Annotated in this window: 18 protein-coding genes and 1 tRNA gene; 13 read left to right on the top strand and 6 right to left on the bottom strand. The window is 64.8% G+C overall.

Features of this window, described 5'->3' with window-relative positions:
• Window positions 1–216: 216 nt before the first annotated feature.
• Both WI560_RS20495 and WI560_RS20500 read left to right on the top strand, forming a co-directional pair.
• Complete coding sequence (locus WI560_RS20495) at window positions 217–885, top strand: DUF4145 domain-containing protein (protein ID WP_375304620.1); 669 nt, start codon at window positions 217–219, stop codon at window positions 883–885.
• A gap of 179 nt (window positions 886–1064) precedes the next feature.
• A complete protein-coding gene (locus WI560_RS20500) occupies window positions 1065–1925 on the top strand; it encodes an NYN domain-containing protein (RefSeq protein ID WP_375304621.1) in 861 nt (286 codons plus the stop codon).
• Window positions 1926–2053: 128 nt separating this feature from the next.
• Here WI560_RS20500 and WI560_RS20505 read toward each other — a convergent pair whose 3' ends face one another.
• On the bottom strand, window positions 2054–2467 hold the full coding sequence (locus tag WI560_RS20505) for a hypothetical protein (protein ID WP_375304622.1): 414 nt from the start codon (window positions 2465–2467) through the stop codon (window positions 2054–2056).
• A 107-nt stretch (window positions 2468–2574) separates the two neighbouring features.
• On the opposite strand from WI560_RS20505, the gene WI560_RS20510 reads away from it, so the two are divergent.
• Window positions 2575–3510 (top strand): LysR family transcriptional regulator, encoded by a 936-nt coding sequence (locus tag WI560_RS20510; RefSeq protein ID WP_375304623.1) that lies wholly within the window; start codon window positions 2575–2577, stop codon window positions 3508–3510.
• 422 nt (window positions 3511–3932) lie between these two features.
• Here WI560_RS20510 and WI560_RS20515 read toward each other — a convergent pair whose 3' ends face one another.
• The 3 genes from WI560_RS20515 to WI560_RS20525 form a co-directional block, all read right to left on the bottom strand.
• Window positions 3933–5162 (bottom strand): helix-turn-helix transcriptional regulator, encoded by a 1230-nt coding sequence (locus tag WI560_RS20515; protein ID WP_375304624.1) that lies wholly within the window; start codon window positions 5160–5162, stop codon window positions 3933–3935.
• Window positions 5137–5892: an alpha/beta fold hydrolase gene (locus tag WI560_RS20520; RefSeq protein WP_375304625.1), complete on the bottom strand. Its 756-nt coding sequence runs from the start codon at window positions 5890–5892 to the stop codon at window positions 5137–5139. Before WI560_RS20520 ends, WI560_RS20515 begins: the two co-directional genes overlap by 26 nt.
• 117 nt (window positions 5893–6009) lie before the next feature.
• Window positions 6010–7146, bottom strand: coding sequence for a hypothetical protein (locus WI560_RS20525; protein ID WP_375304626.1), 1137 nt, complete (start codon window positions 7144–7146; stop codon window positions 6010–6012).
• 307 nt (window positions 7147–7453) lie between these two features.
• Between WI560_RS20525 and WI560_RS20530 the strand changes: the two genes are divergently transcribed.
• Complete coding sequence (locus tag WI560_RS20530) at window positions 7454–7699, top strand: zinc-finger domain-containing protein (protein ID WP_007602543.1); 246 nt, start codon at window positions 7454–7456, stop codon at window positions 7697–7699.
• Between the two features lie 19 nt (window positions 7700–7718).
• Window positions 7719–8921 (top strand): FAD-dependent monooxygenase, encoded by a 1203-nt coding sequence (locus tag WI560_RS20535; RefSeq protein WP_375304627.1) that lies wholly within the window; start codon window positions 7719–7721, stop codon window positions 8919–8921.
• 18 nt (window positions 8922–8939) lie between these two features.
• On the opposite strand, the gene WI560_RS20540 is transcribed toward WI560_RS20535, so the two are convergent.
• Window positions 8940–9371 (bottom strand): twin-arginine translocation pathway signal, encoded by a 432-nt coding sequence (locus tag WI560_RS20540; RefSeq protein WP_375304628.1) that lies wholly within the window; start codon window positions 9369–9371, stop codon window positions 8940–8942.
• A 173-nt stretch (window positions 9372–9544) separates the two neighbouring features.
• Between WI560_RS20540 and WI560_RS20545 the strand changes: the two genes are divergently transcribed.
• From WI560_RS20545 to WI560_RS20555, 3 genes are all read left to right on the top strand, one after another.
• Window positions 9545–9633: transfer RNA gene (locus WI560_RS20545), tRNA-Leu, on the top strand.
• Window positions 9634–9858: 225 nt separating this feature from the next.
• Window positions 9859–11376, top strand: a complete 1518-nt coding sequence (locus tag WI560_RS20550) for a hypothetical protein (RefSeq protein ID WP_375304629.1) — start codon at window positions 9859–9861, stop codon at window positions 11374–11376.
• 158 nt (window positions 11377–11534) lie between these two features.
• Complete coding sequence (locus tag WI560_RS20555) at window positions 11535–12785, top strand: multidrug effflux MFS transporter (RefSeq protein WP_375304630.1); 1251 nt, start codon at window positions 11535–11537, stop codon at window positions 12783–12785.
• 278 nt (window positions 12786–13063) lie between these two features.
• On the opposite strand, the gene WI560_RS20560 is transcribed toward WI560_RS20555, so the two are convergent.
• Complete coding sequence (locus tag WI560_RS20560; RefSeq protein ID WP_375304631.1) at window positions 13064–14671, bottom strand: ABC transporter substrate-binding protein; 1608 nt, start codon at window positions 14669–14671, stop codon at window positions 13064–13066.
• A gap of 269 nt (window positions 14672–14940) precedes the next feature.
• Between WI560_RS20560 and WI560_RS20565 the strand changes: the two genes are divergently transcribed.
• The 5 genes from WI560_RS20565 to WI560_RS20585 all read left to right on the top strand — a co-directional run bounded on the left by WI560_RS20565 (window position 14941) and on the right by WI560_RS20585 (window position 21728).
• On the top strand, window positions 14941–16071 hold the full coding sequence (locus WI560_RS20565; protein ID WP_375304632.1) for a M20/M25/M40 family metallo-hydrolase: 1131 nt from the start codon (window positions 14941–14943) through the stop codon (window positions 16069–16071).
• A 247-nt stretch (window positions 16072–16318) separates the two neighbouring features.
• Entirely contained in the window at window positions 16319–17260 is a 942-nt protein-coding gene (locus tag WI560_RS20570) for an ABC transporter permease (protein ID WP_257196060.1), read from the top strand.
• A 21-nt stretch (window positions 17261–17281) separates the two neighbouring features.
• Window positions 17282–18169 carry an ABC transporter permease gene (locus WI560_RS20575; RefSeq protein ID WP_028137266.1) on the top strand — a complete coding sequence of 296 codons (888 nt, stop codon included), beginning with the start codon at window positions 17282–17284 and terminating at the stop codon, window positions 18167–18169.
• A 135-nt stretch (window positions 18170–18304) separates the two neighbouring features.
• Entirely contained in the window at window positions 18305–19954 is a 1650-nt protein-coding gene (locus tag WI560_RS20580; RefSeq protein ID WP_375304633.1) for an ABC transporter ATP-binding protein, read from the top strand.
• 268 nt (window positions 19955–20222) lie between these two features.
• A complete protein-coding gene (locus tag WI560_RS20585) occupies window positions 20223–21728 on the top strand; it encodes a M81 family metallopeptidase (protein ID WP_375304634.1) in 1506 nt (501 codons plus the stop codon).
• Window positions 21729–21730 lie beyond the last annotated feature (2 nt).

The raw sequence follows: 21730 nt of genomic DNA on the forward strand, positions 1-21730 counted from the left end.
TGAGGATCATGCATCCTCGCGCTCAGGCCGCCGCACTGCTCGAAATCACACTACAGAGCGTTGGTCAGATTTGACCCCGAGCCGACCAAAATGCTGCCGGACGCGGTTTGTCAATCGGGAAGACCCTTTCAGGAGCAAATTGAAAGAGCGGTGAGCAACCGCTCGCGGATATTGCGTTCTGCGTCGCGTTTGGGTTGAGTCGCCGGGGAGGCGAAAATGGCTTTTATAACCGCCGATTGCGCTCGCTGCGGCGCGAAACAGATGACCCATGATGTGAGAGGTTTCTCTGCGCATTCAGAGCCTGGCTGGGAGTATTTTCTCCAATGCCGGAGATGCCAAAAGTCTGCAGCTTGGGAAATTGGTCGACGTCCGGGGAAGGACACGCCAGCTAGTTTTGTTAAGTACGAAGCCCTACTTGATGACGAGGTGTTGCTCGGCGAAGTCATTCGACCAAAGCCTGATGCTGTCGGTTCCCCTGACCATACTCCTCCAGATCTCAGGTTGATTTTTGACGAAGCAGCGGAGTGCATCTCATTTGGCGCGTGGAACGCAGCAAGCGCTATGTTTCGTAAGATCCTCGATCAAATCTCAAAAGACGCGATGAACGCTGCGCCAGGTGGCCCTCCGACGGACAAGCGGACGCGTTTTAATTTGAAGCCAAGGCTGGAGTGGCTCTTCGCAAACAACCTACTCCCTAAAGGCGTCGAAGCGCTCGCCGACTGTATTCGCGAGGATGCAAATGATGCAGTCCACAACACGCCGCTTAGCAAAGACGACGCTCTGGACCTCCAGGACTTCACGGTTGAGATGCTTGAGGCGCTGTACACCCTACCCGGCAGACTAAGAGATGCCGAAGCACGGCGAGCCGCGCGGCGAGGCGGTTAAACAACGCCCCCAATCGGGCCGAGTCAATTATCGTCTAGCGAATCCCATCAATCTGTTCGCCGCTGACGAAGCATGATGGGTTTCGCAAGGGCTCTACCCATCCTACGCGTACTCGCCGCCACGTGCGTCGTTTAGGTGACACGCGCTACCAGCGGTCGCGGAATGTTGGGAGAACTTAAGTGATCAAGTTGGGCCTGGGACTGGGCTTGGGTATCGTCCCGGGCCAGCCGCGAAAACCGGAACGCAAGATGACCAAGTACTTATTTGTGGACGGTGGATTTGTAGAATCAATGGCCCCTAAGGCCGAGCGCTTTTTTGGGATTTCGCTGACTAACTACGAAGTCGACTATCGAAGAGTCGCGGGGGGCTTCGCTCGTACGTTCTACTACGATGCATTGCCTACCTTGAAGATTGACGAAGACCCTCTCGTATACGCGGCTAAGCTCAGGGCTAAGGAGCAGCTATTCGCGCGCGTCAACCGAACGCCCTTCATGCATACGCGAGAGGGAATAACCCGCAACAGATCCTCACGCCGGGTACTCCAGCAGAAGGGGGTCGATATTCTACTCGCTATTGACGTCTTTAAGCACGCCTCCGTCCGCAATATGGATGAAGCTCACATCATGACTTGCGATCTCGATTTTTTTCCTCTGTTTGAGGCGCTGCGCGACACGCCGGTGTCGGTTCATCTTCATTGCTATACAGAGGAGACAAGCCTCGAACTGATGGCTCTCGCCGATGTCGTTCTACCAGTCAATCCGTTTACGGTTCTGCAATGGATGCATCATCCCAGCCGCGACCAGCTAGTTGAGTGGAACGTCAGCGAGAACGACCTGGGACCGCACGATTTAATCAAGGAAGGCACTTATGAAGGTCTTCCATTTCACGTCTTCCGAACGAACATCCCCGGCGACCGGCCATTCTTTGGACGAGCGATGGCGCACAACCCAGGAAACTTCATGCGCTCTAGTCGCTGGGAATTCGTAGTTGCTGATTTCGAGTCACGGGTGAGCAAGCGTGTCTATTTCGAGGACGACTAAACCGATCTAAGCCCGTAGGATGGGTAGAGCGCCAGCGAAACCCATTAATCCGTTCGCCGCTGACGACGCATGATGGGTTTCGCAAGGGCTCAACCCATCCTACGAACTGTCACGTCATTGCCAACTTCTCACACCGCCCTGGCGAGCGCGAACAGCCGGAAATCCTCCAGCGCCGCGTGCCGATGCGGAGCGACGTCGCGCTGGTAGGTCTCGGTGTCGACGATCGCGCGGAAGGTGGCGAAGTCGCCGTATTCATTGATCGCCGCTTCGTCCCAGCGTTCGCCCGGCGAGCCGACGATGGGCGCCAGGACCGGGACGGAGAATACCCGCACGAGCGGCTTGCCGGCCGCCAGGCGCCGGAATGCCGGCCTGTAGCGTTCATTGAAGGCTTCGCGGCCTGAGCAGGGCGCGGCGTCGAAGCCATCCTCGTAACGCGCCTGCGCGCGGTATCGCAGAAGATTGAGCATGTAGACCGGCTGGCCGGATGGGATCGCGCGCTCGGCGGCGTCGAGGGCTTGCAGGGTGATTTCGATCGGGTTCATCGGTCTTCCCATGTTTCGAGCGCCGCAGAATGCGCGCTGACACTCTCCAATTAGGGGGTTCGGAAAGGCTCTTGTAGTGACTGGGCAGCCATGATTGTGTGGACTGCATGTCCACAACGACCTTGCCTCCCGATCTCTCCCGTCTGATCGCCTTCGTCCGCGTGGTCGAGGCGGGCTCCTTCGCCGAAGCGGCGCGGCGGGCGGGGACGACCACCTCGGCGATGTCCAAGGCGGTTGCCCGCTTGGAACAGGCTCGCGGGCTGCGGCTGTTGCATCGCTCCACCCATTCGCTGGCGCTGACCGACGAGGGCGACAGGCTGATGACGGCGGGACGCGCGTTGGTCGAGAGTCTCGCCCGTGTGCAATCCGCGCTTGGCGAGGTCGCGCGCGACGATGGCGGACGGGTGCGCGTGACTGCCCCCGCTTCGTTCGCGCGCGCCTGCATCCTGCCGCGGCTGCCCGCGTTCCTGCGGGAACGGCCGGAAATCGAGATCGAGGTCAAATTCCGCAACGAGATTCTCGATCTCGCCGCGGAAGGCGTCGACGTCGCGATCCGCTCAGGGCCCCTCGACCGCACGCCCGGCCATCAGGCGCGACGGCTTTGCACGTTCTCCTGGATCGCCTGCGCCTCGCCCGCCTATCTGAAGGCGCGCGGCGCGCCGGCCACTCCCGTTGAGCTTTCCGCGCACGACCATGTCGGCTTCCGCAATCCCGCGAGCGGTCAGATCCTGACCTGGCGCTTCGCCGACCCGCGCGGCAAAGCACCCATTCGCCTCACGCCCAAGCCCAAGCACATTTGCGACGACGCGCATGCGTCGCTCGCTTTGATCGCGAATGGGTTCGGGATCGGCTGGGGGCCGGCGTGGCTCGTCAACGAAGATCTTCGCGCCGGCCGGCTGGTCGAGGTGCTGGCGCCCTGGCGCGCGCCTGGGGAGCCCCTGTGGATGCTGCGCACCTCGGGCCGCCGCCCGCCCCTGCGCACGCAGCGCGTCATGTCGTTCCTCAACACGCTTCCCGCCGCGTTCGGCGACAAGGCAGCGTGAAGCATCGGCCGTCATCTCACCCAGCGCGCTGAGCCTCGCTATACGGGAAGCCGCGACCGATAGGGCGCGGTTAGAAGCAGCATGAAAAGCGCTCTTTCAGCCTGGTACTTGGCGGCGGGTCGACTTGATTCCCGCCCCTGCGCCGCGACCGCCCCTTCGCTGGTGCAGACGCTCCAGGCCCATCTTCTTCGCCGGCCCTGCACCAGGACCACCTCGAATATCGGAAACTCCGGTCTGGCCATTGTTGCCGCTTCTCGCCTAAGATCCAACCCAACAAACTTCAACCCGGAGGATTGACTTGAGTCTTCACCCATTTGGGTGACGAGGGAGTTTGCGCATACCGGGCCAAAGTCTAATCCAGACCGTCGCGTGTCGGATCAGGACGGGCGATGAGGGGATATGTCCGCGGATGGAAAAACCGTCTAGCCGCCGCGCAGTGCCTTGCCGGCGAGCAAGCTGACGAGCTCCTGTTGACGGGACAGACCGGTCTTTGAAAGCACGGCTTTGAGCTGCGTGCGCACTGTCTCTCGCGCAACGCCGAACGTCGCTGCGAGCGCATCGATCGATGCGGCCTGTGCAACGCCACGTGCGACCTGGGCCTCTGCCGGCGTCAGGTCGAAAAGCCCTTGCAGGACTTCCGCGCTCGGTACCGCGCCGCGGTCGACCGGGGTCACGACGAGCATGAAGGTGGCTCGCGTGAAGATATCGCGTGCCGATCCGCGCACCGGGATGACATGCAGGACCATCGGGACGCGATCGATCGCCGCTGCGATGGCGACGGACTTGACGATCCGATTGTTGCCGACCAACGGCGTCCCCACTGCTGCCAGGAACAATTCGTCCGCGGCAGCATCGGTCAAGGTCAACCGCTCGGCGCGGTCGTGGAACAGCGACGGCATCAGCGCTTCGAACAAGCCGTTTGCCGCGAGCAACCGGCCGCGTTCGCGCAATATCGCTCCGGGCAGCCCGATCGCCTGCAACGCATCGGCTTGCGCGCGCGCGTGCTCGAAACCAAGGCGGCTTGCGGTCAGGGACGCCCGAGCCAGATGCGGCCTCAAGTCATCGAGGAACGAGACGACGTCGCGCGGCACCGGTCCGTTGTCCTGGTGTCGCGGCATGACGATCGCGATCGAATCGCCGCTTGGTATCGGGATGATTGTCCCGGCTCGGTAGCCGAGCCCGTGCCTGCGGTAGAAATCGCGGTACACGTCATTGGTCGCGATCTCCTCCTCCGACAGCAGGTCTCCATCATTGAGGAAGCCGGCGTAATTGAGCGCGGCGGCACGCGGCAGCAACGGATCGCGCTCACTCCATCCCTCATTCAGGAACAGGGGCATGGTCTGGTCGAAATTATGGGAGTTGACCGCGCTGAGGTAGCCGTCACGTACTGCGAAAAGCAGGCCGCCATTCCCGCCGATCGCGATACCGATCTCACTGAGGACCTCGGGCCACAATGACGGTATCAGCCCGGCCTCGTAGATGCGATCAATCAGATGATCGAGATGCCCAGATCCACTCATGCGCTGCGCGAAGGTGCCAATGGCACAATTATACCTGGATGACCAAGCGACGCAATCAGCCACATGGAGCGGGCCCCCGGATCCTGCCGTGGAACCAGCTGGCTCTTCACTCGCGCCGTGACAAAAAATCAAGCACGCCGGTCTTGTAGACCTTGTCGCCGACCGCGCGCATGTGGTCGCGATTGGGAATGTCGAGCACTTCCGAGCCTGGGATGATCGCACCCAGCGCGCTGGCGGAGCCGGCGACGTCGTCGGTCGAGCCGACCGCGATCAGCACCGGCACGTCGATGCGCGCGGCTTGCTCCCGGGTCATGAGGTCGCGCGTGCCGCGCAGGCAGGCGGCGAGCGCACGATGATCGGAGCGGGTCTGGTCGGCGAAGGCACGGAAGGTACGCCCCACGGGATCGGTGACCTCGTCCAGCGAGGGCGCCTCCAGCGCTTTCGCCACGTTCTCGCCGGGCCCGGTGCCCTCGATCAGGCCGCCGATGCCGATGCCGCCGAGGATCGCCGAGCGCAGGCGTTGCGGCTCGTTGAGGGAGAGCCACGCCGCCATCCGCCCGCCCATCGAATAGCCCATGATGTCGGCCTGCGGGATGGCGAGATGATCCATCAGCGCGAGCACGTCGCCGGCCATTACCGGAATCGAATATTGCGCGGGCTCGTAGAGCTTGGCGCTGTCGCCGTGGCCGCGATTGTCGAGCGCGATGACGCGGCGGCCGTTCTTGCGCAGCTCCGAGACCCAGGTCGGATAGACCCAGTTCACGTTCTTGCTGGAGGCAAAGCCGTGCACCAGGATGATCGGATCGCCCTCGCCTTCGTCGAGATAGGCAATTTCAACAGCGCCGTTGTGAAAGCTCGGCATCTTCAGTTCCGTGGGGATGTTGAGGGAATGAATTGATCTTAGACCACGATCCGGAAAAGTGTGCAGCGGTTTTCCGGCAACATCGTGCTCAAACAATAGCCCGAAGCGGCTCGCGCCTCAGGCCGTCGCGACCGCGTTGGCGAGCGCGGCCTCGGTTGCGATCCGCGCCTTGCGCAGCCGGCGCGCCCGCCTGCGATCGCACCAGGCCTGGGTCAGGCGCTCGGTGGTCGCCTTGATGGACGACAGCAGACCGAACAGCGTCAGCATCGCGCCAAACAGCCACATCGCCAGATTGAAGGCGCCGCCGATCAAGAGCAGCGCGCCGCGGCCGAGCAGCTTCATGATCGCACGCGTCTTGCTGCCTTGCGCTTCGGCAAGCCGCGCCGCGCGCGCGACGTCCTTCGGACCTTCGGCGATGCGCAACGTATCCATCGCCCCGCGCGTGCCGGTCTTGCCGGCGACGCGGGTGACGTCCTTGCCGAGCCGCACCAGCGCGCCGGCCTTCTCGGCCCGGAACGCAGCCTTGATCGCGCTCACCGTCTCGCCCGGACGGAGCACCGATCCCCTGGCGACCGCATTCCGAAGCATCGGCGCGTCGACGACCTCGCGCGCGGAGCGGCCGGCCCATATGGCAAGCCCCTCGCCGAGCCGCCCGACCTTGCGCGCATCCTTCACCAGCGTCAGTCCGGCGCGCACCGGCGCCGCACCACCGGCGGACACATAGGTTGCCGCCGTCACCGCAAGGCCGGCGGCCGCAAGCCCGAGCACGAGGCGATCGGTGTCCTCGCCCATGGCGAGGTGCTTGCCCTCGCGGACGATGTCCCTGATGTCGCCGAACACGAAGAGATCGCCGGCCACCGTTCCCGACAGGCTCGCGACGTCATCGGCATTGCCGGTGACGAGGCCGGTGGCAAATCTCTTGGCAAACTGCGAGGTGGAATTCTCGGCCTTGACCGCATCGCTGACGCGGCTCAGGAGATCGTCCGGCAGCGCGATGTTGCGGTCGCGCGCGAGCGCGACGAAACTGTCGGCGAGATCGGCATCACCCGCCGCAAGCGCGGCCTCGATGTTGTCCTGAACCACCCGCTCGTTCTGGCGCAGCAGCGCATCGAGCTTCAGCTCGGACAGCGCGGCCGGATCGTCCTGGGCGGCGAGGATCGCGCCGGCCTCACGGGCATGCGGCGCCACCTGCGCGAGCAGGAAGCTGCACGCGGCAATGCCCGCCAACGCCGTACTGATTCGCAGCCACTTCATGTGGAACAGCCCGGATGCCCCTGGGATCGCTCGCGCCGACAATTCGTCTTTCGTCTCGAATGCACGCGCCCACAGAGATAGTATGCCAAAATTGCGACACAACGTCCCCGACGAAAGAAGGGCTTCTCTCAGGCCGCAAGATTGTGTCGAATTTGCATGAGCAAATGAGCATGGGGCAATTGCGGAGCTTTCGGTTCCGCCGGACTAGCAATCAGCTGCACCCGCCAGTATGGTCCGCGGCGCCTTAAAGATGCCGCGTCAGTTCTTGATTGTGTCTGCCGCCATTGCCACTCCAGGATGAGTTACGATGTCCGACCATGTCGTCCCGCACTTCCACAACGATGCCGGTGTCCCCGTCATCGAGATCGGCTCGCAAGAGTTCATGTGCGTGGGCGCCAACCCTCCGTTCGACCATCCGCACGTCTTCCTCGACCTCGGCAATGACAACGAGATCATCTGCCCCTATTGCTCGACGCTGTACCGCTTCGCGGCCGACCTGAAGGCGGGCGAAGCCCGCCCGCCGGAATGCGTCCTGAAGGACAAGGTGGCCTGACCGTATCCGTCGGTCAGGGGTGGCGCTCTCCCGAACGATCGTCATCGCCGGTGCCGGCATCGGTGGACTGACGGCCGCGCTGGCGCTCGCGGCGCGCGGGTTCCGCATCGTCGTGCTGGAGAAGGCCGAGCGTCTCGAGGAAGTCGGCGCCGGCCTGCAGCTCTCCCCCAATGCCAGCCGCGTGCTGGTCGAGCTCGGCCTCACCGAGCGCCTCGCGCTGCGCGCCGTCGTCCCGGAAGCGGTCTCGATCATGAGCGCGCGGGCCGGGGGCGAGCTGCTGCGCATGCCGCTCGGCGAAGCCGCCTCGCTGCGGGCCGGCTCCCCCTATTGGGTGGTGCACCGCGCCGACCTGCAATCGGCGCTGGCCGGCGCCGTTGCCGATCATCCCGATATCGACCTGAAGCTGGGGGCAACCTTCGAGGACGTCGCGCCGCATGCCAAGGGCCTGACGGTGGTCCATCGCAGCGGCACGATCCGCCGCAGCGATCTCGCCAGCGCCCTGATAGGCGCCGACGGCATCTGGTCGACGGTGCGCCAGCATCTGTTTCCCGAGGTGCAGCCGCGCTTCTCCGGGCTGATCGCCTGGCGCGGCACGTTAGACGCCACCCAACTGCCGAAGGACTACACCGCGCGCCGGGTGCAGCTCTGGATGGGCCCGAACGCCCATCTGGTCGCCTATCCGATCGCCGGCGGACGCCAGATCAACGTGGTCGCGGTGCTGCCGGGCACCTGGAACATTCCGGGCTGGAGCACGCCCGGCGATTTTCGCGAGGTGATGGACGCTTTCGCCGCCCCGCGCTGGCCGCCGTCGGCGCGGATGCTGCTCGCCCCGGTCGAGAGCTGGCGGAAATGGGCGCTGTTCGGCGTGCCCGACGGCTGTCCCTGGAGCAAAGGGCCGGTGGCACTGCTCGGCGATGCCGTGCATGCGATGCTGCCCTTTGCAGCGCAAGGAGCCGGCATGGCGATCGAGGATGCCGCGGTGCTCGCCCGTCATCTCAGCTTTGAAGCCACCGAGAGCAGCGCTGATATCGCTGCGGCGCTGAAGCAATACGGCCGGGCGCGCGAGGCGCGGGTGCGGCGGGTGCAGCGGACCGCGCGGCAACAGGGCCGCATCTATCATCTCGGCGGGGCGCTGGCGATCGCGCGCGATGTTGCGATCCGCGCGCTCGGTCCCGACCGCATGCTGGCGCGGCAGGACTGGATCTACGGCTGGCGGCCGTGAACCGGCGCGGCCGCGGTCTCAGCGTGCCGTTCGGCCGGATTTCGGAGCAGGCTTGACCGCTGCGGCCGGCGCCGCCGGCTCGGCGGGCGGTGTTGCCGCCTCCATGTCGCTCTCGCGGCACCTGTTCCTGCGCCAGGTCTCCTCGAGCAGCTTCTGCTGGCCCCGCGCGGCGACGTAATCGTTGCGATAGGCGAGCTCTGCGACGACGACGCCCCCCGTCCCGGTCTCGGCCTTCGCCATCAGCCGCTCGAGCTCCTGGATGCGGTTGACGAGACTCTTGCGTTCGGGGGCAAGCTGCTTGCAATCCCAGAGGTCGTAGCGGGCCGGGTCCACGAAGGCCGGGCTGATGGTGTCGCTGACGCTCGCGCAGCCGGCGAGCGCCGCGCAGAGCAGGCCCAGCGCAAGCAGTCCGCGCCCGGAGCGACAGCGGGAGAGAAACGAAGCAGGCATGTCGGATGAACAGTCCCCGTGGATGAGAATGCCTAAAGCAATAACACATGTCCGGATTGAGGCTTTGCCTTGTGCCGCCGGCTCGCTTAGAGAAGAAACGTCCCCCGGTGACGCAAGGCGCCAATTCCAGACCGCCGGCGATGGACTTAAGTGTTTGATCTCGTTGGATCAAAGCGGGCATGGCGGAATTGGTAGACGCAAGGGACTTAAAATCCCTCGGTGCGCAAGCGCTGTGCCGGTTCGACCCCGGCTGCCCGCACCACGAGATCTGACGCTCGAAGAGCCGCCGCCTCCGCAAGCGGGCTCGCAGCCCATGACGTGCGGCGGGCACGCAACCGTTCGTTTACCAAGCTGCCCTTCCGCGAGCCGAATCCGGGCGGCATGACCGGCCTTTACTCCACCTTAGATCGTCTTCGCCTAAAGCGAGCGATGTCTGCCCCGTCGATGCAGACCCAGGGACACGCAGGGCCTGGAGCGGCTGGCTTCGATGGTGAGAGCTCCGATGGACGCGCGCGAGGATTGGTCCCGGTCCAGGATTGGCGGAATAGGCGCGGCGTCCGCATCTCACCTGCACGGGGTCGAGGTCTACGTCTTCCTGATCGCCTTCCTCGCCGTATTCTACCTGTCGAACGGCCCGCTTCTGCTCGGCCATTACGATCTGGGCTGGCACCTCGCCGCCGGGGACCTGATCAGGCAGCGGGGCGAAGTCCCGTTGCAGGATCCATGGGCTTTCACCGTCGGCGACAAGCGATGGTACAATCTGTCCTGGCTCTGGGACGTGATGGCCAGCGCGCTGTATCAGCAGGCCGGCTTTGCCGGGATCGTGCTCATGGTCGTCGCCTCCGGCGCGGTCATCGCCGGCTATCTCGCCTTCTGCGGCCTGAGCAGCGGCGCTTCGGCCCCCGCGGTCTGCATTGCGGTGTTTGCCGCGTGCCTGCTCTATCCCTGCTACGAAGCCTCGCCCAACATGTATCTGGCGGCATCGCCGAACATCGCGACGATGTTGTTCGCGGTGGTGTTCTACGCGGAATGCCTGCGGCGGGGGCGATGGTTCCTGCTGCCGCCGATGATGATCGTCTGGGTCAATCTGCATGGCGGCTTCATGCTCGCCTTTCCGATTCTCGGCGTCTTCGCCGGCGTCGCCTTGCTGCGGCGGGACTGGACAGGCTTTCGCGATCACTGCCTGGCGGGCGTCGGGTGCTTCGTCGCGATCTTCGTCAATCCGCTGGGATGGCACATCTATGACGGCGTGACGGCGACGTTGGGTCATTTCGTGCAGGCCGACATCAGCGAATGGCGGTCCTATTTTCACAACGTGGAGCTGCCGGGGAGCCTTCCCGGCATCGCCTATGCGCTGACATTCGCGGTCCTGGAGCTGCGCTACCGAAACTCCACGCGCGTGCCGCTCGAGGCGCGCGTGCTGGCGTGGCTCTTCCTTTTTCTGGGTCTCTACCAGTTCAGGTACACCGCGTTCTTCTTCATCTTCTCGAGCGTCCCGATGGCGCTGCACATCGACCGGCTGCTGCCGAAGCTCCGGAGCCTCGATGTCCGGCGCGCGATGCTGGCGGCAGGCGTCGTCGGCATGTTGTTGCTGCCCGTCACGTTCATGCAGGTGAGACCGGCGCTGGCATTGCCCGACATGCTCTCGGAAGCAGATGCCCGCTATCTCGAGGCGCACAGCCCGCGCGGGCACCTGCTCAACCATTGGAACGTCGGCGGGCTTCTGATCTTCAGAACCCAGGGATCGGTGCCCCTCTTCGTCGACGGCCGGGCCGCAACCGCCTACCCCGACGCGTTGCTGCGGGACTATCTCGCGCTGGTCCGGTGGGACATCGACGCCGGGACCTGGGACAAGGTGATCGCCAAGTACAAGATCGATGCGGTGCTCTGGATCAGAGCACATGACCAGCTGCGGCATTTCCTGGTCGGCGAGAGGGGCTGGAAAGAGGAATATACCGGCGCGTATGTAAGCCTCTACACACGGCAAGAGGCCGCTTCCAGGTAAGGCCGCCCGCGACCGATGCCAGGGTCGTCCCCCGCCCAGGGCTGACCGCTCACCAAGTCTTGTCCGCACCTGCTCTGCCTGCCAGCCATCCCGAAACGTGGGTTGTGCAGCGCAGCATGGCCGGCGGATAAAGCCCCTGAAATCGAGAGGTGAGCTTCTTGTCTGACGTCAATGCCGACGACTGGGTGTCCGCGGGACACCGCCCGATGCGCTTTCCGGAATTCGTCATCGTGATCGCGTCCATCATGGCGCTGAATCCGCTCGCGATGGATATGATGCTGCCGGCGCTGCCCAATATCGGGGCAGCCTTCAGGATTCCCGTCGCCAACCATCTCCAATTGGTGCTGTCGACCTTCCTGATCGGCTTCGGTGTCGGCCAGTTCGTCATGGGCCCTCTGTCGGACCGTTTCGGCCGCCGGCCGGTGTTGCTCGGCGGCATGGCGGTCTATGCGGTGGCGAGCGTGCTGGCAGTCGCAGCGCCCTCGTTCGAGACGCTGCTGCTGGCGCGCGCGCTGCAGGGATTGGGCACCGCGGCGACGCGCGTGATCGCGACCTCGATCGTGCGCGACTGCTATGTCGGCCGCCGCATGGCGAGCGTGATGTCGCTCGCCATGATGGTGTTCATCGCGGTGCCCGTGATCGCACCCTCGTTCGGACAGGCGGTGCTGTTGGTGACGGCGTGGCGCGGCATCTTCGTGGTGCTGATGCTCTACGGGCTGCTCGCGCTCGCATGGTGCGTGCTGCGGCTGCCCGAGACGCTTCCCGAGTCGGAACGCAGGTCGCTGGCGCCCGCCGACGTGCTCTCGGCCTTCCGGCAGACCGTGACCCATCGCCAGACCATCGGCTATGCCACGGCTGCCGGCAGCGTGATGGGCGCACTCTTCGCGTACGTGTTCTGCGCGCAGCAGGTCTTCACCGGCATCTATCGCCTCGGCCATTACTTCCCGCTCGCTTTCGCGGCGGTCGCGGTCGGCGTCGCCATTGCCGGCTTCCTCAATGCAAGGCTGGTCGGGCGGCTCGGCATGCGCGTGATCTCGCACGGCGCGCTGGCGCTCTATACCGCCGTGGCCGGCGTGATGCTGCTGACGGAAAGCCTCGGCATGCTGCCGCTGAGCCTGTTCATGGTGCTCTCGGCCCTGATGATGTTCTCGTTCGGCATGATGGTCGCGAACTTCACCGCACTCGCCATGGAGCCGCAGGGCCACATCGCCGGCACCGCCTCCTCACTCTACGGCTCGATCACGACCCTGATCGGCATCGCGGTCGGCATGGCGATCGGGCAGAGCTTCGACGGCACGCTGCTGCCGTTCTCGATCGGATTCTTCCTGTCGACGCTAGCCGCGCTCGCGATCGTGCTGGTGGTCGAGAAGGGACGGCTGTTCAGGCCGCATCATCGCCCCATCGCCTGAGGAACTTCCCGGACCTCTCGATGTTGTACTGCAGCAATTGAAGGGATCGGCGAGATGGAACACGAGAGCAGAGCGGATCAGCCCGCGTGGGAGACCGAGCGGCCTGCCCCAGGCGAAATATCCGAGGAGCGGCCGAACCGAAGCCTGCCATTCGCAAGTGAAGGTCTCGAGCAGGTGCGCGACAGCCACTGCTGATCCAGACCGATATCCTCGCATAGAAAAGGCGCCGCGGTTTCACCCGCGGCGCCTTTCGCTTTTCAAGCGCAGGCGCGCAGCGCCTATTCCTTCTTGTCGATGTTCCAGAACACCGGCGTCGCGGGACCGTCGAGCACACCGGCCAGCGATTTGCGCCAGCCGCTCGGGATCAGATACTGCCCCAGCGGAATGTAGATCACCTGCTCATAGGCCTGCTTCTGGATGTCGGCGGCGATCTTCTTCTGATCGTCGACCGAGGCCGCGCGGACGAAAGCGTCCTTGAGCTGCTCGATCTTGGCGTCCTCCGCCCAGCCAAACCAGCCCTTCTTGCCCTGGCCGCCGATCGAGAGATTGGCGATCGGGTTGGACACGTCGGCCGCGACCCAGTTGGTGAAGAACATGTTCCAGCCGCCTTCCTTCGGCGGCTTCTGGCTGGCGCGGCGGCTCACCACCGTCTGCCAGTCTGTCGCCTGAAGGTCGACCTTGAAGCCGGCCTCGCGCAGCAGCTGGGCCGCAACGATCGGCTGCGCCTTCAGCGTCGTGACGTCGCCGGGGGCCATGATCACGATCGGCGTACCGTCATAGCCGGACTCGGCAAGCGCCTTTTTGGCTTCCGCCATTCCGTTGCCCTTGATCAAGGTCTCGGAGCCCGCATCGGTTGCGAGCGGCGTGTCGCAAATGAAGAACGCTCCGCAGATCTTCTGATATTTGGCGTTGCCGACCAGCGCGTCGAGCACGTCCTTCTGGTTCATCGCCAGCAAGGCGGCGCGACGCACCTTCACGTTGTCGAACGGTGGATGAAGAAAGTTCATCCGGCCGAGCGTCTGAAATCCGAACTTGTTCAGGACCTCGATCGTGAGCTCCTTGTTGGGTTCCAGCACCGGCAGCATGTCGAACGGCAGGTTCTCCATGAAATCGATGTCGCCCGACTGCAGCGCGTTCACCGCGGTCTGCGAGTCCGGCATGGTGATCCACTCGACGCGGTCGACCTTCACGACCTTGCCGCCGGAGGTCCAACTCGCCGGCTCCTTGCGCGGCACGTAATCGGTGTTCTTGACGTAGACCGCCTTCACGCCGGGCTGGAATTCACCCTGCACGAACTTGAAGGGACCCGAACCGATTTGCTCGGGGATCTGCTTGTCCGGCGGCGTCTCGGCGAGGCGCTTCGGCATCATGAAGGCGACGCGCGAGGACGGCTTGCCGATGGAGTCGAGCACGAGGCCGTAAGCCTCCTTCAGCTTCAACGTGATGGTCTTGGCGTCGGTCGCCTCGATGCTGGCGGTGAAGTCCATGAGCTTCTGGCCCATACCGTCGACCGCAGCCCAGCGCTTCAGAGAAGCGACGCAATCCTCCGCCGTCACCGGCGCGCCGTCATGCCACTTCAGCCCGTCGCGAAGCGTGAAGGTGTAGGTGAGCTTGTCGTCGGAGACCTTCCAGTCCGCCATCTGCGGCTGGACCTTGAAGCTCGAATCGGTGGCCACCAGCGTGTCGTAGACCATGTAGCCGTGGTCACGCGTGATGTAGGCCGTGGTGAAGATCGGATCGATGATGCGCAGATCGGAATGCATCACCGCCGTGATGGTCTTGCCGGCGGCGAGCACCGGCGAGGCGAGCGCCGTCGAAAGCGCGACCACAGACAGCGCGAGTTTGGAGGCAAACGCGCGAGGCCCCCGGCGCATGAAGTGCAACATAAAAAGTTTCTCCTGACGTGAAACTGTTCAAAGGCGGGTTATTGATTGAGCATATGGTTCGTTCCTTGGGCGAACTAACCCCATGCAATGCCTTTGTCTTTCGAGACTTGCAGACAGTGCCGAGCGCGTCAATCCGGTTTCGCTGCAGGCCCTGGCGGCGTGCGCACGGGCTCCACAAGGATCGGTTTGGCACTACAACACTCTCCGCTCGTCTCGCCCCGCGGCGATGCAATGCGCGTTCCATCTTTCGAAGCTTGAGAGACATTGAGATGAATCCAGCCAATCTTCCCTTCGATTCCGAGGCCATGCTCGAAGGCTTGCGCACCTGGGTGGAATGCGAGAGCCCGACCTGGGATGCCAACGCCGTCGACAGGATGCTCGATATCGCAGCGCGGGATATGGCCATCATGGGTGCGACGATCGAGCGCATCGCGGGCCGTCAGGGCTTTGGCGGCGTGATCCGCGCGCGCTTTCCGCATCCGAGACAGGGCGAGCCCGGCATCCTGATCGCCGGACACATGGATACCGTCCACCCGGTCGGCACCATCGAGAAGCTGAAATGGAGGCGCGAGGGCAACAAGTGCTACGGCCCCGGCATCTATGACATGAAGGGCGGCAACTACCTCTCGCTGGAAGCGATCCGGCAGCTGGCGCGCGCATCCTTCACCACGCCGCTGCCGATCACCGTGCTGTTCACGCCGGATGAGGAAGTCGGCACGCCCTCGACGCGCGACATCATCGAGGCGGAAGCCGCGCGCAACAAATATGTGCTGGTGCCCGAGCCCGGCCGGGCCGACAACGGCGTCACCACCGGACGTTACGCCATCGCACGCTTCAATCTCGAGGCGACCGGACGGCCGAGCCACGCCGGCGCGACGCTGTCGGCGGGCCGTTCGGCAATCCGCGAGATGGCGCGGCAGATCCTCGCGATCGACGCGATGACGACGGAGGACTGCACCTTCTCGGTCGGCGTCGTGCATGGCGGGCAATGGGTCAATTGCGTTGCCACGACCGCCACCGGCGAAGCGCTCTCCATGGCCAAGCGCCAAGCCGATCTCGACCGCGGCGTCGAGCGGATGCTGGCGCTGTCGGGCACGACCAACGACGTCACCTTCAAGGTGACGCGCGGCGTGACGCGCCCGGTGTGGGAGCCGGACGCGGGCACGATGGCGCTGTACGAGAAGGCGCGCGGCATCGCCAAATCTCTCGGCGCGGAACTACCGCATGCGAGCTCCGGCGGCGGCTCCGACGGCAACTTCACCGGTGCGATGGGCATCCCGACGCTCGACGGCCTTGGCGTGCGCGGCGGCAACGGCCACACGCTGGAGGAGTATATCGAAGTCGAGAGCCTCGTTGAGCGCGGTCGGCTGATGGCGGGACTCTTGGCGACACTGGAGTAATGGTGCAGCTATTCCGTAGCCATTCGGTAGGGTGGGCAAAGGCGTAGCGCCGTGCCCACCATTCTGCCAAATGGAGGGAACGGTAGGCACGCTCCGCTTTGCCCACCCTACTAGCTACGCGCTGCCAAAACAGCTGACCGCACTGCAAAAACCGCGACCCTGATGGCACGGGAATTGCTGAAATGTTAGGCTGATGGCAGAACAGACCCTCGCTGCCACGATTTGACTCTAATCTGACGGATCCAACTTGCTCGGATATCTCCTTCGCCGAATCCTCGCCGCCGTGCCCGTGATGGGCGTCGTCGCGCTGTTCGTCTTCCTCCTGCTCCGCCTCACCCCTGGCGATCCCGCCGCGATCCTCGCCGGCGACAATGCGACGCCCGAGCGGCTGGAGCGCATCCGCACCTCGCTCGGCCTCAACGAGCCGCTGATCGTGCAGTTCATCACCTGGGTCAACAAGCTGCTGCACGGCGACCTCGGGACTTCGCTGATCTCCAACCTGCCGGTGATCAAGATGATCAGCCAGCGCGTCGAGCCCTCGATCTCGCTCGCGCTGTCGACGATCATCCTCGCAGTCATCATCGCAGTCCCGCTGGGCGTGATCGCGGCATGGAAGCACGGCACCTGGATCGACCGCTTCGTGATGGGCCTGTCGGTGCTCGGCTTCTCGGTGCCGGTGTTCGTGGTCGGCTATGTGCTGATCCAGATCTTCGCCATCGAACTGCGCTGGGTCCCGGTGCAAGGCTTCCGCAGCGTCTTTAACGGCTTCGGGCCGTTCTTCGAGCGCATCATCCTGCCGACCTGCGCGCTTTCCTTCATCTACATCGCGCTGATCGCCCGCATGACGCGCGCGGCGATGCTGGACGTGCTCGGCGAGGATTATGTGCGCACGGCGCGCGCAAAAGGCATCAACGAGGTTGCGGTGATGATGCGCCATGCGCTGCGGAACGCCGCAGTACCCGTGATCACCGTGATCGGCACCGGCTTCGCACTGCTCATCTCCGGCGTCGTCGTCACCGAGAGCGTGTTCAACATACCCGGCATCGGCCGCCTCACCGTGGACGCGGTGCTGGCGCGCGACTATCCGGTGATCCAGGCGATGATCCTGCTGACATCGCTCGTCTATGTCGTCGTCAATCTTCTGATCGACGTCGCGTACACCCTGCTCGATCCCCGGATCCGGTACTGAGGCAAGGATTTAAGAACGAACATGTCGGTCGATACCCTTCCCCAGTCCTCCATTCCGATCACGTCGCCGCTGCGGCCGCGGTTCGGATTCCTCACCTCGACGCCGATCATCGCCACGGCGACGGTCCTGCTCGCCTTGATCGTGCTGGTCTCGATCTTCGCGCCGCTGATCGCGCCCCACGATCCGATCCAGCTCGCGCCGTCGCAACGGCTGAAGCCGTCGTCCGCGCAATTCCTGCTCGGCACCGATGCCTACGGCCGTGACCTGGCCTCGCGCGTCCTCTATGGCGGTCGCATCTCGCTGCTGATCGGCATCGGCGCGGCCATCCTGTCGATCGCCATCGGGCTCGCGATCGGCCTCGTCTCCGGCTTCTTCAAGCTGGTCGATGCCGTGCTGATGCGCGTCATGGACGGCCTGATGGCGATGCCGAGCATCCTGCTCGCGATCGCCGTGGTGTCGCTGTCCGGCGCCAGCCTCTGGACCGTGCTGATCGCAATCACGATTCCGGAGATCCCGCGCGTCGCGCGCCTGGTGCGCTCCGTCGTGCTCTCGGCACGCGAGGAGCCTTACGTCGAAGCCGCGATCTCGGTCGGCTCCAGCCTGCCGAAAATCATGCTGCGGCACCTGATGCCGAATACGGTCGCCCCGTTGATCGTGCAGGGCACCTATATTTGCGCCAGCGCGATCCTCACCGAGGCCATCCTGTCCTTCCTCGGCGCCGGCATCTCGCCGGAGACGCCGACCTGGGGCAACATCATGGCCGAGGGCCGCCAGTACTTCCAGATCAAGCCGTCGCTGATCTTCTGGCCGGGCCTTCTGCTCTCGATCGCCATCCTCAGCATCAATCTGATCGGCGACGCCGCCCGCGACGCCCTCGATCCGCGCATGAAGCAGCGGGAGGGGAAGTGAGACAGCCAACAGGGTCATTCCGAGGCGCGCCTCTTGGCGCGAACCCGGAATCCATTTCACCCCTCGTGCTGCGGCCCGATGGATTCCGGTCCCGCGACTTCGTCGCGCCCCGGAATGACGGCGGAGAGAATTGACGTGACCAACATTATCCTCGACATCAACAACCTTGTCGTCTCCGTCGGCAAGAAGCCAGGCGGACCGAAGATCATCGACGACATCTCGATCCAGGTGCGCGAGCGCGAGACGCTGTGTCTTGTCGGCGAAAGCGGCTCGGGCAAGTCGGTGACCTCGCTCACCACGATGGGCCTGCTGCCGAAGGGCACGCTGGTGCCCACCGCCGGCAGCATCAAGCTGGTCGGCGAGGAGCTGCTCGCCGCCACCGACCGCCGCCTGCGACAGCTTCGCGCCACGCAGATGGCGATGATCTTCCAGGAGCCGATGACCGCGCTCAATCCGGTGGTTCCGGTCGGCCGCCAGATCGACGAGGTGCTGCGCGCGCACACCAGCCTCGACGCCAAGGCGCGCAAGAAGCGCATTCTCGACATGATGGAGCAGGTCCACCTGCCTCAGGTCGAGCGCATCTTCGCCTCCTACCCGCATCGGCTCTCCGGCGGCCAGCGCCAGCGTATCATGATCGCGATGGCCCTGGTGCTGGAGCCGAAGCTGCTGATCGCGGACGAGCCGACCACCGCGCTCGACGTCACCACGCAGAAGCAGATCCTGACGCTGATCCGCGAGCTGCAGCGCGATCACGGTACCGCGGTGCTGTTCATCACCCACGACATGGGCGTGGTCGCCGAGATCGCCGACCGCGTCGCAGTGATGCGGCAGGGCCGCCTGGTCGAGACCGGCCCGCTCGACACCGTGCTGCGCAATCCCACCATGGAGTACACCCGCAATCTGCTCTCTGCGGTGCCGAGCCTGGTGCCGCGCGCGGCGCGACCCGAGACCAAGGAGCCGGTCGTGCTGGAAGCCAACGAGCTCAGCAAGGTCTACAAAGAGCGCGCCTTCTTCGGCAAAGGCCGCGAGGTCGTCGCCGCCGACATGGTGACGCTGACCCTGCGCAAGGGCCGCACGCTCGGCATCGTCGGCGAAAGCGGCTCGGGCAAGTCGACGGTGGCGCGCTGCATCGTCCGCCTGATCGACCCGACCTCCGGCGGCATCCGCCTCGCCGGCCGCGAGATCGCCGACATCTCGCGGCGCCTGCTGCAGCCGCACCGGCAAAAGATCCAGATCGTGTTCCAGGATCCCTACCGCTCGCTCAACCCGCGCGTCACCGTCGGCGAGAGCATTGCCGAAGGCCCGATCAATTACGGCGTCGCGCACGCTGACGCCATGAAGCGAGCGCGCGAGCTGCTCGAGCTGGTCGGCCTGCCCCCCGATGCGGTGTCGCGCTATCCGCACCAGTTCTCCGGCGGCCAGCGCCAGCGCATCGCCATTGCCCGCGCGCTCGCGCTCGATCCGGACGTGCTGGTGGCCGACGAAGCGGTCTCCGCGCTCGACGTCTCGGTGCAGGCGCAGGTGCTGGACCTGCTCGACGAGATCCAGACCCGGCTCGGCATCGCCATCCTGTTCATCACCCACGATTTGCGCGTCGCGGCGCAAATCTGCGACGAGGTCGTGGTGATGCAGCACGGCCGCGTGGTCGAGCAGGGCCCGGCCGCCGAGGTGCTGACGCATCCACAGCAGGCCTACACCAAGGCGCTGCTCGACGCCGCACCAGGGCGGGGCTGGGATTTTGCGAACTTCCGCCCCGTGGCGGAAGGTGTGGGGGCCGCGGTGTAGCTCTCTCCGCTGTCATTCCGGGGCATCGCGAAGCGATGAGCTATGGTGCGCAATTGCGCACCTGAGAATCCATCGGACAGCGGATTCTGTAGCGCAATGGATTCCGGGCTCGCGCTCCGCGCGCCCCGGAATGACAGCGGAGTGTGGGCGCATCCGCAGCATTCCCAAAACGTCTTGACCCTATGCACGGCGCGATTGCTTCCTGCCTTGCTCTCCTCGCAAGGCCAAGGCTAACGTCGCGCACTTTCAAACGCTGGACTTGAAATTGATGACACGTATCGCCGTCGGCGGCTTTCTGCACGAGACCAACACGTTCGCTCCCACCAAGGCGACCTTCGCCGACTTCCAGCATGGCGGCGGCTGGCCGGCGATGACTGAGGGGGCCGACGTGCTGAAGGTGATGCGGCGCATCAATGTCGGCCTCGCCGGTTTCGTCGACAGCGCCGAGACCAACGGCTGGGAACTCGTCCCGACGATTGCCGCCGCGGCGAGCCCCTCCGCGCATGTCACCGAGGACGCCTTCGAGCGCATCGTGAAGGTGATGGTCGACGGCATCGCAGCCGCGGGCCCGATCGATGCGGTCTATCTCGACCTGCACGGCGCGATGGTGACCGAGCACCTCGACGACGGCGAAGGCGAGATCCTGGCGCGGGTGCGCCGCATCATCGGCAAGGACGTTCCGCTGGTCGCCAGCCTCGACCTCCACGCCAACGTCACCCCCGAGATGATCGAGCATGCCGACGCGCTGATCGCCTACCGCACCTATCCCCACGTCGACATGGCTGAGACCGGCCGCGCCTCGGCGCGACATCTCGCTCTGCTGCTGAAGACGAAGCAGCGTTTCGCAAAGGCGTTCCGGCAATTGCCGTTCCTGATCCCGATCAGCTGGCAATGCACCAACGACCAGCCCACCAAGGGCATCTACGAAAAGCTCGCCGCCCTGGAGGGCGATGCGGTTCCGACACTGTCTTTCGCGCCGGGCTTTCCCGCCGCCGACTTCCGCGATTGCGGGCCGAGCGTGTTCGCCTATGGCACGACGCAAGCGGAGGCCGATCGCGCCGCGGACGCGATCGTGAGGCTGGTCGAAAGCCATGAGGACGATTTCGACGGCAAGATCTGGACGCCCGACGACGGCGTGCGCCACGCCATGGAACTTGCGAAGAGCGCGAGCAAGCCGATCATCATCGCCGACACCCAGGACAATCCCGGCGCCGGCGGCGATTCCGACACCACGGGCATGCTGCGCGCGCTGGTGCGCAACAAGGCGAGCGCCGCGACCGGCGCGATCTACGATCCGGAATCGGCCAAGGCCGCGCATGCGGCCGGCGTCGGCGCCACCGTGACGCTGTCGCTCGGCGGCAAGTCCGGCATTCCCGGCGACGAGCCCTACACCGAGACCTTCGTGGTCGAAAAGCTCTCCGACGGCCGCTTCATCGCACCGGGTCCATATTACGGCGGCCGCGAGATGGAGATGGGCCCTTCCGCAGCCTTGCGCATCGGCGACGTCCGCGTCGTGGTGAGCTCGTACAAGGCCCAGCTCGCCGACCAGGCGATGTACCGCTATGTCGGCATCGAGCCGACGCGAGAGAAGATTCTCGTCAACAAGAGCTCCGTGCATTTCCGCGCCGATTTCGAGCCGATCGCGGAGAAGCTGATGATCTGCGCCGCGCCCGGCGCGATGCCGGCCGACACCGCCGCCCTGCCCTGGACGCGGCTGCGCCCGGGTATCCGCATCAAGCCGAACGGCCCCGTTTTCACTCCTCCCTCACGCTGACT

The organism is Bradyrhizobium sp. A11, from assembly GCF_042077125.1.
In the GTDB taxonomy this organism is placed as follows: domain Bacteria; phylum Pseudomonadota; class Alphaproteobacteria; order Rhizobiales; family Xanthobacteraceae; genus Bradyrhizobium; species Bradyrhizobium japonicum_B.